This window comes from Streptomyces sp. NPDC031064, from assembly GCF_055570965.1.
In genome coordinates this window covers 527,373-539,747 of record NZ_JBVIGF010000006.1, presented here as the reverse complement: position 1 = coordinate 539,747, position 12,375 = coordinate 527,373, and the positions used below count along the sequence as shown (strand labels likewise).

General features: G+C 72.7%; 8 protein-coding genes. 4 read left to right on the top strand and 4 right to left on the bottom strand.

Annotated elements, in window-relative coordinates; all coding sequences use genetic code 11:
- Positions 1–275 precede the first annotated feature (275 nt).
- Both ACZ46W_RS24015 and ACZ46W_RS24010 read left to right on the top strand, forming a co-directional pair.
- Positions 276–644, top strand: a complete 369-nt coding sequence (locus tag ACZ46W_RS24015; RefSeq protein ID WP_468340952.1) for a DUF485 domain-containing protein — start codon at positions 276–278, stop codon at positions 642–644.
- On the top strand, positions 641–2,239 hold the full coding sequence (locus ACZ46W_RS24010) for a sodium/solute symporter (RefSeq protein WP_468340949.1): 1,599 nt from the start codon (positions 641–643) through the stop codon (positions 2,237–2,239). Before ACZ46W_RS24015 ends, ACZ46W_RS24010 begins: the two co-directional genes overlap by 4 nt.
- A 54-nt stretch (positions 2,240–2,293) precedes the next feature.
- Here the strand turns inward: ACZ46W_RS24010 and ACZ46W_RS24005 are convergent, their stop codons facing one another.
- Positions 2,294–3,034, bottom strand: a complete 741-nt coding sequence (locus ACZ46W_RS24005) for a class I SAM-dependent methyltransferase (RefSeq protein ID WP_468340946.1) — start codon at positions 3,032–3,034, stop codon at positions 2,294–2,296.
- A gap of 710 nt (positions 3,035–3,744) precedes the next feature.
- Here ACZ46W_RS24005 and ACZ46W_RS24000 point away from each other — a divergent pair.
- Positions 3,745–4,938, top strand: coding sequence for a PucR family transcriptional regulator (locus ACZ46W_RS24000; RefSeq protein ID WP_468340942.1), 1,194 nt, complete (start codon positions 3,745–3,747; stop codon positions 4,936–4,938).
- A gap of 57 nt (positions 4,939–4,995) precedes the next feature.
- On the opposite strand, the gene ACZ46W_RS23995 is transcribed toward ACZ46W_RS24000, so the two are convergent.
- Positions 4,996–6,375, bottom strand: a complete 1,380-nt coding sequence (locus ACZ46W_RS23995; protein WP_468340939.1) for a Vgb family protein — start codon at positions 6,373–6,375, stop codon at positions 4,996–4,998.
- A 155-nt stretch (positions 6,376–6,530) separates the two neighbouring features.
- The gene (locus ACZ46W_RS23990; RefSeq protein WP_468340936.1) at positions 6,531–7,637 is read right to left on the bottom strand and encodes a PucR family transcriptional regulator; all 1,107 of its coding nucleotides are present in this window, start codon (positions 7,635–7,637) and stop codon (positions 6,531–6,533) included.
- Positions 7,638–8,049: 412 nt separating this feature from the next.
- Here ACZ46W_RS23990 and ACZ46W_RS23985 point away from each other — a divergent pair, with 412 nt between their 5' ends.
- A complete protein-coding gene (locus ACZ46W_RS23985; RefSeq protein ID WP_468340933.1) occupies positions 8,050–9,528 on the top strand; it encodes a glycosyltransferase family 4 protein in 1,479 nt (492 codons plus the stop codon).
- Between the two features lie 82 nt (positions 9,529–9,610).
- Here the strand turns inward: ACZ46W_RS23985 and ACZ46W_RS23980 are convergent, their stop codons facing one another.
- Complete coding sequence (locus tag ACZ46W_RS23980; RefSeq protein ID WP_468340930.1) at positions 9,611–12,337, bottom strand: glycosyltransferase family 4 protein; 2,727 nt, start codon at positions 12,335–12,337, stop codon at positions 9,611–9,613.
- Positions 12,338–12,375: the final 38 nt, after the last annotated feature.

Genomic DNA, 12,375 nt, shown 5'->3' with positions numbered 1-12,375 from the left:
CCAGGCCGCTGACACCGGCCAGGCCCGGGCGCGCAAGGGCTGCTGATCCCGGCCGGGCCGGGTGCGCACGGGCCGCTGACACCGGCCGGGCCGGTGCGGGCGGCGCGTCGGCACCGGAGCGCGGGTGATTCCCGGCACGGCACGGTCCCACCACCCTGCCGTCCAGTCGGTGGAACGCCCCTTACGCCATATCTCTACTGGTGAGTAACATGCGCGGACCAACCGGCACCCACCCACCCGCCCGCCTGCCCCCAACGGCGGCTAGGAGCACGACGATGTCGTACCACCACCGCACCTTTCCGGACCCGCCCCCGCAGCGACAGGACCATCGCGAGCCGCACCGCCGTCAAGGCGACCTCGACACGCTCCGCACCGGCTACCGCAGACTGCGCCGCATCTCGACACTCACCGCGCTCGGGTACTTCACCCTCTTCCTCCTCCTCGCGGCCTACGCGCCCGGGCTGATGACCAGCGAGGTCACCGGCGGGCTCAACACCGGCCTGATGCTCGGGCTCTGTCAGTTGCCGGTGGCGCTCGCGGCGATCGGCCTGTACGAACGCATCGCCCGCCGCCGCATCGACCCGCTCGCGACGGCCATCCGGGAGCGCGCCGGACAGGGCGCCGCCGGAGGTGCCCGGCCATGACCGAGTTCAGTTCCGACGCCCAGACCATGTCGCTGGTCGCGTTCATCGCGGTCATCACCGTCACGCTGCTCGTGTGCGTGATGACCGGGCCGGACCACGGCGACCTGGGCGAGTTCTACACCGGCTACCGCTCGTTGTCGCCCGTACAGAGCGGCCTCGCCATCGCCGGTGACTACATCTCGGCCGGCACCGTGCTCGGCACCATCGGCATCATCGCGCTTCTCGGCTTCGACGGGGTCACGCTCACCCTGAGCACGGTGCTCTCGCTGGTCCTGATGATGTTCCTGCTCGCCGAACCACTGCGCAACACCGGCCGGTTCACGACCGGCGACGTCCTCACCCGCCGCGCCCCCGGCCCGGCCGTACGGATCACCTCGGCCGTGGTCACCCTCGCCGCGCTGCTGCCCCTGGTGATCTTCCAACTCGCGGGCGCGGGCGACCTGCTCGCCATCGTCCTCGGTTTCCACGCCGACGGGTTCAAGACCGGGGCGATCGTCTTCCTCGGACTGCTGATGATCGCGTACGCCGCCATCGGCGGGATGAAGGGCACCGCGTTCATCCAGATCGTCAAGACCGTCGTCCTCCTCGGCGCGGCCACCGCCATCGCGGCGTACGTCCTGGACCGGTTCGACTTCAGCCTGCCGCTGCTGCTGAACGCCGCCAAGGACGGGAGCGGGGCGGGAGACGCGTACCTCGCCGCCGGGCTCCAGTTCGGGGGCGACGACATCGACATGATCGGGACACAGTTGACGGTCGTGCTGGGCGCGGCGGTCCTGCCGCACATCACGATGCGCATGTTCAGCTCGCGCAGTGCGACGGCCGTGCGGCGCTCGATGTCCTGGGCCGTCTCGACCGTCGTCGTCACCTGTCTGCTGCTCGCGGTCATCGGCTTCGGCGCGGCCGCGATCGTCGGGCACGAGGGGCTCGTCGCGGGCGACCCGCAGGGCCAGACGGCGTTCCTGATGGTCAGCCAGGCCGTCATGGGCACCGACCCGACCACGTTCGAGACCCTGCTGTTCACGGCGGTGGCCACCGCGGTCTTCCTCACCCTGCTCGCCTCGGTCGCCGGGATCACCCTCGCGTGCGCCAACACCCTGGCGCACGACCTCATCGCGCACGGGCTGCGCAGGACCGCCCTGAAGGGCTCCACGGAGATGGCCATGGCCCGGGCCGCCGCGGTCTGCGTCGGGCTCGTCGCGATCGCGATCGCGGCCGGTGTCCGCCACCTCAACCTTCAGGTGCTGCTGACCCTGTCGTTCTGCGTCGGGGCCTCCGCGATCGCCCCGGCGCTCGTGTACAGCCTCTTCTGGCGCCGCTACACCCGCACGGCACTGCTCGCCACCCTGATCGTGGGCACCGCCGCCGCCCTCGTCCTGACGACCGGGACCAATCTGGTGTCCGGCACGCCGCAGTCCATATTCCCCGACGAGGACTTCAACTGGTTCCCGTTCACGACCAGCGGCATCCTCTCCGTCCCGCTCGGTTTCCTGGCCGGCTGGCTCGCCACGGTCCTCGGCGACCAGGACGCGGAGGGCCGGCGCCGCCGTTATGAAGAGGTGGAGCCGGTGATCCTGGCCGGCACCCCCACCACGTGAGCAGGGGCGCCCGGCCTGCCGGCGGGCCGGGCGCCCCTTGTGTCCGGTCGGCCGTCAGGCGCGGCAGCGCAGCATCTCCAGCGGGCGGTTGGCGTGGAAGTCCGCCCAGAAGTCCGCACCGAACTCCCGCACGCCCGCGTCGGACACCTCCATGGCAACCCAGGTCAGCTCGCTGAATCCGGCCGCCTGCAGGCTCTTCTCGTAGACCTCGCGGCGCGGGCGGTTGGCGATGAACGAGACCGGCGGGTCGAGCAGCGCCGTGGTCCGGACCCGCGGGCCGGTCTCGGCCTCCTCGCCGGTCAGCTCGGTGCGGAAGCCGTACCTCTCCGGGGTGGGCCCGTCGAACCGGTAGTCGGGCGACTGGCAGAGCACGAACAGCTCGCCACCGGGCTTCAGGCTGCGGTGCACGTTGCGGCACATCCGCTCCGTGGCGGCGATGTCCTCCGCGTAGTTGAGCAACTGGACCGCCAGGCCGATGTCGAAACGCTCCTCAAGGGGCCGCAGTTCCGTCACGTCCCCGACCTCATAGCGCACACCCAGCGGGTCGCCGTCCTCCAACTGCTGTGCCACGGAGATCATTTCTCCGGAAATGTCGATCCCGAGCACGTCTCCGGCGCCGCGCCGCCTGAACTCCCTGCTGTAGAAACCGGTGCCGCAGGCGAGGTCGAGGACCGACTTGCCGCGCACGTCCCCGACCATGCCCAGGAAGCTGGGCACCACCACGTACTGCTCCAGGGGCAGGGCCTTGAACCCTTCGTACGCCTCACCGATTTCGTCGTACTGCTGCACGCTCATCGTGCTGTCCTCCCCGTGCTCGCTCATTGCCTGGGCCTCGGCCCCCCGTCCCCGGGGCACGCCACGGCCTGTGGTGGGCAGTCTCTCCACACCCCGGCCCACCTTCGTACTGGCAGAAGCCACAAAGATCCGGACGTCCTCCCGGCCTCCTCTACGGACGGCTGGGGGACTGTCGCTCAGATCTGGCTGTGCGTTCGTCAGGAGTGGCCGTTCTCAGCCGGTGGCCAAGAGCCTTGGCCGTGTCCGCCGGCCCTGAGCCCATCCCCTGCAACGCCTGAGTGCGCCCCGAAGTGCGCGGGCGTACTTCCCTGTCCCCCGGTTGGGGCATCGTCGTCACGCAAGGTGATGGGCACGATCGCTTTCGACTGATCTTGCCCGAGCGGTGGCCTTCGCGGCACCTGATGTGAAGTCCGGGATCCGGGCTCTGCGCACTTCAGGTCGCGCACCTTGCCGCGCGTGTACGGAAGCCGCTCCACGGTGAGATCGCGTTCGAGCACCTGACTCATCGCGAACGGAGTTCTGCTGTGGGCGCTTACGTTCACCCGGTCGGCCCTGACCTGACGAGGCGATCCGTTCCTAGAGTCAAGATCAGTTGGCGTTCGAAACGATGCCGCACGCAACACATCCTCGGTGCTCGGAAACGCGCAACTTCACGCCATCGTCGCTCACCGTCCCCCCGACGGGCCTTCCGTGCAAGGAGATACACGCCTGTGATCGGCACCCCCCGCACGTTCTGTCACACCGAACTGCTGCATTCGTCCCCGTTCCTGATCAGGGCGGTACGGGAGGTACGCCACCGCACCGGGTTCCTCGCCGGCCGACTACTCGACGGCCGGGAGGCGTCGTTCGCGGCCGTGGGCCCCTGGACCGCCGGACACGTGACCGACGACCTCGGCGTCTGGCTCGCCGCGCTGACCGGGGAGATCACCGGGCCGGACATCGACCTGCGCTTCGAGGAGCGTGGCCGTGAGCACGCCGGCCGGGGAGTCCCGCCCGAGGACGCCATTCTCCTTCAGCACACCGTGGTCGCCCTGCTGCGCGAGGCGGTCTCCGCCGTGATCGCCGACGGGGTCGTAGGCCCCGGCCACCCGGAACGCCCCACCCTCCGCGGCGAGAAGGCGCGCGCCCTGCAACTCTTCGACGAAGTGAGCGGATACATCCTCGCCCTGGCGACCGCCGCCATCGCGTGCGGCTACCGGGCCGCCCGCGCGCTACCGGCCGCCGAGACCACGCAGGCCGGTGTCGAGGCCCTCGTACGGAGCGAAGGGCACCCCGCCGACCGGGCACACCTCCCCGCTCACGTGCGGACCCCCTTGTCCTGGTGCCTCGTGACCGTGGCGCAGCCGGCGGCCGAGGCGGCGGTCGGCAGCTTCCGCTCCGCCAACCCGTGGGCGCTCGTCTCCGTGGTGAAGGGGCGGGTCTTCTGCTTCTCCCACCAGCGTCCGCGCGCCCCCGAGGGGTGTCCGCCCTATGGGGTCACCCGCGTCGAGGACGACACCGTCCGCGCGGCACGGTACGCGGAACTGGCGGCCGACATGGCCTTACGCTTCGGCGTGGACCACGTCGACGCCGGTCAGGTGCTACCGCTCATCCGCGCGCTGGAATGGGGTCCGGAGAGGCGCGAGGAGTTCCTCTCGGCCTGTCTGGGGCCGCTCTACACCTGCGACAAGCACCACCATCTCATCGACACCCTGCGGGTCTACCTGTCCCACGGCCTGCGAACGGCATCGGCCGCCCGGAGCCTCTACGTCCACCGGCACACCCTCACCTACCGGCTGCGCTGCATTCGCTCCCTGACCGGCCTGGACCTCGACCAGCCGCTGCACCGGCTCCGTGCGGAACTCGCCCTCCTGCTGCTGCCGGCGCGTACGGACCGCTCCCGACGAGAGCACAGCCCTTCATGACGGTGAGCCCCTGACGCCGCGGGGCGCGCGGTGTCAGGGGCCATGGTGAGCGCCGGGTCAGGCGGCGGGTTCGGGGCAGTGGTCGGGCTTGCCGTCCTTGTCCTTCATGACGAAGTTGGCGTCGGCGGCGCCGTGGTTGCCGACCTGGAAGTTGACGCGGGGCACCTCGCAGGGCTTGAGGGAGGCCATGGTGCCGACGACCGTGCGCAGCTCGACGCTCTCGCCCGGGGCGAGGTTGACGTCGACGCCCTTGCACAGGGCCTTCTTGGGTTCGTCCTTGACGATCTCGCAGCCGAAGGTCTCCTTGCCTCCGTCACGGGAGGTGTAGAGGTTCTGGCGGTCGAGCCAGTTCAGCCCGCCGGGGCCGAGGGTGAGGGTGACGTCCTGCCGACCGACGCGGTGGTCGGTGTTGTTGGTGACGGTGACCTTCGGCACGGCGTCCCTGCCGGGGACCGCGGTGACCCCTTCGACCTGCTTGATCTCCACGCCGCTCGGCCCGGGCGTGGGCGGCGGGGTGGGCCGGGTCGCCGAGCCGTCGAGGTTCCTGACCTTCCACAGGACACCGTTGTAGTCGGCGATGTAGGCGTTGCCCTTCGAGTCGAGGGAGAGGCCGTCGGACTTGCCCAGGCCCGTGGCGACCACGGATTTCCGGCCGGTGTTCAGGTCGACTTCGGTCAGGGTGCCGGCGCTGTCGTCGGTGACGTACCCCTTGGTGCCGTCCGCGCTGAGCGCGATGTCCTCCGCGTCGTACAGGTCGCTGACCACCTCGTGCTTTTGTCCCGTGGTGAGGTCGACCGCCCACACCGTGTACCAGGCGGTGACGTACGCGGTGTTGCGGGACGGGTCGACAGCGAGCCCGTCCGGGGAGTCCATGCCGGAGGCGACCTCGCTCTTGCGGCCGGTGTCGAGGTCCACCTGCCACAGCTTGCCGGTCGTCTGCGACGCGACGTAGGCGGAACCGTGGCCGTCGAGGGCCGTACCCGCCAGGTTGCCGTCGATCCCGGTGGCGACCTCGGTCTTGCGGCCGGTGTCGAGGTCGACGGCCCAGAGCGTGCTGGCGGAGCTGGCGGTGGTGACGTACGCGGTCCGGCCGTCGAGGGCGACGTCCGAGGGGGAGTCGATGCCCTCCGCGACGACCGTCGACTTGCCGCTGTTCACATCCACCTCCAGCAGCCTGCCGTTATAGGTGTCGACGACGTAGGCCTTCCCCTTGCCGTCCAGAGCCACGTCACTGGGGTATCCGACGTCCTGGCTCACCCGCCGGCACGCGGCCGACGGGCAATTCAGGGGCTCCGGTGCGTCCGCGGCCGCCACCGCCTGCGGGGCGGCGGCCCACGCGGGTACGGCGGAGGCGGCCGCACCCGCCCCCGAGGTGAGCGTGGCCACGGTCAGGACCGCGGCGGCCAGCCGGGACCGTCGCCGCATGGTGTTCTTCATGGTGGTCTCCTTGCCGGGCGCACGGTCCGGTGGGTCGCTCCCACTCGTACGAACCGCGCCCTCCGTCCGGAAAGTGCGCCTCGGTGAGCCGGGGCAAGCGGGAACCGGCGCGGGTTTGGCCATGTCGGCCAGCCCTGGCGCGGCTTCGTGCCGGTTCAGTGACGGCGGGGCCTCGGCAGTGACCAGTGCGGGGTGCGGCTGAGGATGAGGGCGAGTTCCGCCCGCATCCGGTCGAAGGGGCTGTTCAGGTCGAGACCGGTGAGGTCACGGATCGACCGCAGGCGGTACGTCAGGGTGTGGCGGTGGATGTAGAGGGCGCGGGCGGCGGCCGCGACGCACAGGTTGTGCGCCAGCAGGACGCTGAGCGTCTCCAGGAGGTGGGGATACCGGTCGGTGGTGCACAACGGCCCCAGGCACGAGGCGATGTACGCCTCGCAGTCCTCCGGCGCCAGGTCCAGGGCGGCGACGAGGGGCAGGACCCGTTCGCCCTCCACGCGTTCGCCGTAGTGCCTCGCCACCGCGGCCGCCAGGGCGGCTCGCCGGGCGGCGCGTACGGTCTCGCCGTTGACCACGGGTACGAGCCCGTACGGACCGAACACCTCCGGCTGCCGCGGACGGTGGCTCGTGAAGGCGGTGAGGTGTGTGCCGGTGACGGCGATGACCGCCCGCGGGTTGGCGTCGCGGAACCGGGACAACGCGTTCCTGCCGTTCTCGCCCGACTGAGTGGCGGACAGGCACCACCGTGGTGCCGTGTCGGCTGCGGGCTCCGTGGGGGCGGGGAGTGCGCGCACAGCGGTGGTGTGCGCGGTGTGCCCGCCCCGGTAGTGGCGGACGATGGCCGTGGTGGCGATGCCCAGGAGGTGCAGGCTGAGTGGCCCCGCCGCGGGGCCTGTCTCGCTGCCACCGGTGTGCCCTCCGGTGGAGTCGGCCACGGTCTGGTTGAGGGCGGTGACGCACACGTGCTGCTGCACGAGTGACTCCTCGCACCGCAGACCGGCCGCCGCGTGCGCGGCGGCCCGGACACGGAAGAGCGCCGCCACCCGCTCCCCGGGGAGGTTCTCGGTGAGGACCGCGATCCACGCGGCGAGGTCGTCACTCACCGTGGTGGCACGCTGGGGGTTGGCCGAGTCCCGCAGCAGCGGTTCGCAGAGGACCTGCCGGGTCAGCGCCGCCACCTGCCGGTGCAGGGGGTGTGCGGGCTCGTCGTCGGACGTGGCGGCGCGGGGCGGTGCGAAAAGCTGAGGGATCGCGGTGTCGTGCACGGTCGCTCCTATGACATCGGGAAACGCACTGGGTGGCCTGCTTTCGTCGGAGAAACCAGCATGAATGTCATTTCCGGTGCACGGCTATGGACAACCGGGCGAGAAAAACGGCCGCGACGCGCCGGGTAAACCGTGCATTGTGTCCAACAATTGCGCTGCTCGGCACGGCAAGGCTCCGCGTACGGCGCCGGAATGGCCGCCGTGTCCAACGAAAAGGCCAGGAGCTTTCCTTTCCGGCCACGCCGGCGATGGCATGAGGTGAACCAGTCGGTACGCAATGGCCGACCCGTTCGCACCGCAAGGAAGCCGCAAAGCCAACCGGAAAGCCAACCGGAAAGGGGCCACCGCCGATGCAGCACGCGTACTCACACCCACGGACGTCCGCCGAGGGACCGCGCGACGGGAGGACGTGATGGACCTGCGGACCGCGTTCCCCGGCGTCACCCACTGGCAGGGACGCCACCTCGTGATCTGCAACTGGCGGGACGGCCGCCACCCGCAGGCCGGAGGCGCCGAGCTGTACTGCGAGCAGACCGCCCGTCAGTTCACCGAGGCCGGACTGCGCGTCACCTATCTCACCGCCCGCCCCCGGGGCCTGCCCGGACACGAGGAGACCCCGCACGGCAGCGTGGTACGGCGCGGCGGGCGCTACACCGTGTACCTCCGTGCCCTGCTCTGGCTGCTCCGGCACCGCCGCCGCATCGACGCCGTGATCGACTCCCAGAACGGCGTACCGTTCTTCAGCCCGCTCGTACTGCCCCGTCGCACCCCGGTGGTCCTACTGGTCCACCACGTCCACCAGCAGCAGTTCGCCCTGTGGTTCCCCCGCCCCGTCGCGGCCCTGGGACGCTGGCTGGAGAACCAGGGCAGCACCCTGGTGTACGGGCGGCGGGCGGTGTGCGCGGTCTCCCCGTCCTCCCGCGCCCAGATCCGCGCGCAGTTGGGGCTGCGCGGCCCCGTCCACCTCGCTCCGCCGGGCCTGCCGCCCGCACCGCCCGCGACGCACCACCACGCCCGTACGCCCGCGCGGACGCCACGCATCGTGTGCGTCGGCCGGCTCGCCCGGCAGAAACGCTGGGACCGGCTGATCCGCGCCCTGCCTGCCGTTCGGCACGCCTTCCCGGACCTGGAGCTGCACCTCGTGGGCAACGGGGAGGCCCGTCGCGGACTTGAGGAACTCGCCGCCGCCCTCGGCGTGGGCGACACCGTCGTCTTCCACGGACGGCTGCCCGGGCCCGAGCGCGACGCGCTGCTCGCCACCGCCTGGATGACCGTCACCACCGCCGTACGCGAAGGGTGGGGCCTGTCGGTGATGGAGGCCGCGGCGGCCGGTGTCCCGGCTCTGGCCTACGACGTGCCCGGCCTGCGCGACACCGTCCAGGACGGCCGTACGGGCTGGCTGTTGGGCCCCGGCCAGGACCTGCCCGCCGCACTCACCACCATACTGCGCGAACTCGCCCCCGACGGGCGGCCGGGCACGTACGACCGGCACTGCCGCACGTGGGCCCGGTCCTTCACCTGGCCCGCCACCGCCGCCCACCTGCTGGCCGCCCTCACCGAGGAACGGCACCGGCTGAACACGTCCCGGCGCGACGCCCGGCACCCGCCCGCCACCGACCTGTGCTCCCTGGTCAGCATGCCGTTCCCCCTCCTGCTCCGCTCCGATCTGACGGCCCTGCGCGCCACCGACCTCATCGACGTGTCCGCGCCCCGGGCCAGGCTGCTGCTGCCGGGCGCCGACGAACACGACGCGAGGGCGCTCCTCACCCGCATCGGCGTCGACCCCGCGGACCGGCACGTCGACATCCGCCTCGGCCGCCACCACGACACCCTCGGCTGGCGGCAGCACCCGCCCTGCTGTCCCCCCGGCCGCACGGTTACGAGGCCATAGCGCACGGCCGGACGACTCGCCCCTACCGATGCCACCGCGCGGCAGACCGGCTGCCGCGCGGTGGCTCGGGCGTTCGCCGCACTCACCCGGCGTGCCGTGACCGTGTGCTCGGGCCGCCGGGCGGGGCGGCCGCCTCGTAGTAGAGGGCGAGTTGGCGTTCCGCGACGACGTCCCAGTCGAGGTGGCGCACGGTCGCGGGACCCGCCGCGCCGAGGGAGCGGCAGCGGGCGGGGTCGGCGGCCAGTTCCCTGAGCGCCCGGCCGTAGGCGGCCACGTCCCCGGCCGGGACCCGTACGCCCACCGCCTCCGTCACCAGGTCCCGCAGGCAGGGCAGATCGAAGGCGAGGACCGGGGTGGCGGCGGCCAGCGCCTCGGCGGCCACCATGCCGAACGTCTCGGAGCGGCTCGGCACGCACACCAGGCGGGCTCCGGCGAGCAGCCGGAAACGGGCGTCGCCGTTCACGCGCCCCAGCCAGTGGACGCGGTGGCCGATACCGAGCCGCGCCGCCAGCGCGCGGGCCGCCCGCTCGTCCGGGCCGTCCCCGGCGATCAGCAGGTCCGTGGCCAGACCGGGAGCGGCGTCGGCGTAGGCCCGCAGGAGCAGGTCGAGGCCCTTGGACTTCGTCTCCAGGCGCCCCAGGTAGAGCAGGTGGTCGCGCGGGCCGGGGCGGGGAGGGACGAAGGCCGCCGGGGCGAGCCCGTTGGGCAGGACGGAGACGTCGGCGGAGGGATGGCGGCGCCGCAGTTCGGCGGCGAGGTGCCTGCCCACGGTGACGAGACGGGTGTGCGAGCGCAGGCCGCGCTGTTCCACGACGTGGAAGGGTAACCGGTAACGGGCGGTCATCTCCGCCGCCGAAAGCCACTGCACCACGCCGACCACCGGGCGACGGGTCAGGTACGGGACGCAGACGCTGGAGAAGGGCGGTACGAAGTCCTCGACGACCAGGTCCGGATCCGTGCGGCGCAGCAGCCAGGGCAGACCGAGCGTGATGACGGGGAAGTAGGTCATCTGGTACAGGAAACGATGACGGGCCAGGGGCCCCGGCCGGGGCGGCAGCGGCCAGTAGCGCACACCGTCGCGGACCGTCGCGGCGCACCCGGGCCACGGCGCGCACACGACGGTGACCTCGACGCCCTTCGCGGCCAGCCGCCGGTTGACCTCATGGGCGCGCAGGGCGGCGCCCCCGGCCCCGGGGCTGTGCGGGGCCTCGAATCCGAGGTGGAGCACGCGGTACGGACCGCCGCGGCGGCGCCGGGGACGGGCGGCGAGACCCGCGGCGAGCAGCAGCGCGCACGCGGCGGGCAGCCACGCCCCCGCGTGGGGCCGTAGCGCGTGCAGCGCGACGGCGGCGGCAGCGGCGGCGGCCAGGGGTGCCGTCGCGCCCGCGGCGGGGCCGAGACCGGTGACCCGCCGCCGCGTGAGGGCCACGGATCCGGCCGCGGCGGCGGCGGTGACGGCCGCCGTACTCCACGCCAGCGCCCAGGGACGGTCCGCGGTGAGGACGGTGGCGTACGCGAGGACGGGGCAGCCCGCGGCCAGAAGCAGGACGGCGGGCCGCGCGGAGGGCCCGGCGCGGAAGACCGTGGTGGTCACGGTGAGGGTGGCACCCGCCAGGCCGGCGATCCCCAGCGGCAGCAGCAGGGGCGCGGAACGGGCGTAGGGGGCGGGCAGGAGGAGGCCGAGGAGGCCGGGGGGACAGGTGACCACGACGGCGGTCAGGAGGCCCCCGGTGATCCAGTGGGTGCGCAGCGCCTCCTTGACGGCCGTACGACCGACAGCGGTGCGGGATCCGTTCGCGACCAGGCGGGGGAAGAGCACGGTGGCCGTGGCCGTCGCCAGGTGGAGGGGGAGGCGGGCGAGGACGACCAGCGCCTGATACGGCGCCAGGGTCGCGGCGCCGCCCAGGACCGCCGTGGACACCGCCACGTCCCCGGTCAGCAGCAGGCACAGCAGCACCTGCACCCCGGCGACCGAGCAGGTCCGGCGCCACAGCCCGCTCGGCGCCGCCGTCGGTTCCCCCGTCAGCGCTGCCGGTTTCCCGGCCGACGCACGGGAAGCGGGCCGACGCCATGGCCGCAGCCGCAAACGGACGCGGGACCGCAACCGCAATCGCAACTGGACCCAGGGCCGGGTCCTGTGACGATGGTCGCGACACTGCTCGCCGCGCGACGCGCTCCGGTGCCGGTCGCGGTGCCCGCGTCGCCACGCGCCGGGCCCGCCCCGGCGGACCGCGGCGAGCGCGCCCAGGGCGCCGGCCCCCGCGGCGGCGGCCGTGGCACCCACCGCGCCGGCGGCCCCCCAGCCGACGCCGACGGCGGCGAGCGCGGCGCAGCAGCGCACGACCGTCTCCGCCAACTGCAGGGCGGCCAGGCGCCGGAACCGGCCGGCGCCCTGGAGGTAGCCGGCGCCCGCGGAGTCGCACCAGATCGCCAGGCAGGCGGCGGCCGTCGCGGCGAGCAGACCCGGCCCCGCGTACGGAGCGACGGCCAGGCAGGCCGCCAGGGCGCACGCCGCCCCAAGGGCGGCCGTCATACGAAGGCAGGCGCGCACAGCGGCCCGGCGCCGGTCACCCCCGCCCCGGGTGGTCACCACCTCGCGGGCGAGAACGGCCGGTACGGTCGCGGTGGACAGCACGCCGACGGTCAGCAGGACCGAGGTTGCGGCGGCGAAGACGGTGTACTGGCCTTGCGGCAGCAGACGGACCAGCAGGAGCGACAGCCCGTAGTGGCCGACGCCCGCCAACACCGTGGAACCGGCCAGCAGCATCGCCGCGGACCCGGCGTCACCGGCCCCACGCAGGGTGGGCACCTCAGGTCCCGGTCCGCGACCGGACGACGTGGTGAGGG

What these genes read in the sequence shown, in the direction of transcription:
- ACZ46W_RS23995 (WP_468340939.1), bottom strand. Translation starts at nt 6,375, where the DNA reads ATGAAGAACACCATGCGGCGACGGTCCCGGCTGGCCGCCGCGGTCCTG.
- ACZ46W_RS24005 (WP_468340946.1), bottom strand. Translation starts at nt 3,034, where the DNA reads ATGAGCGTGCAGCAGTACGACGAAATCGGTGAGGCGTACGAAGGGTTC.
- ACZ46W_RS23985 (WP_468340933.1), top strand. Translation starts at nt 8,050, where the DNA reads ATGGACCTGCGGACCGCGTTCCCCGGCGTCACCCACTGGCAGGGACGC.
- ACZ46W_RS24010 (WP_468340949.1), top strand. Translation starts at nt 641, where the DNA reads ATGACCGAGTTCAGTTCCGACGCCCAGACCATGTCGCTGGTCGCGTTC.
- ACZ46W_RS24015 (WP_468340952.1), top strand. Translation starts at nt 276, where the DNA reads ATGTCGTACCACCACCGCACCTTTCCGGACCCGCCCCCGCAGCGACAG.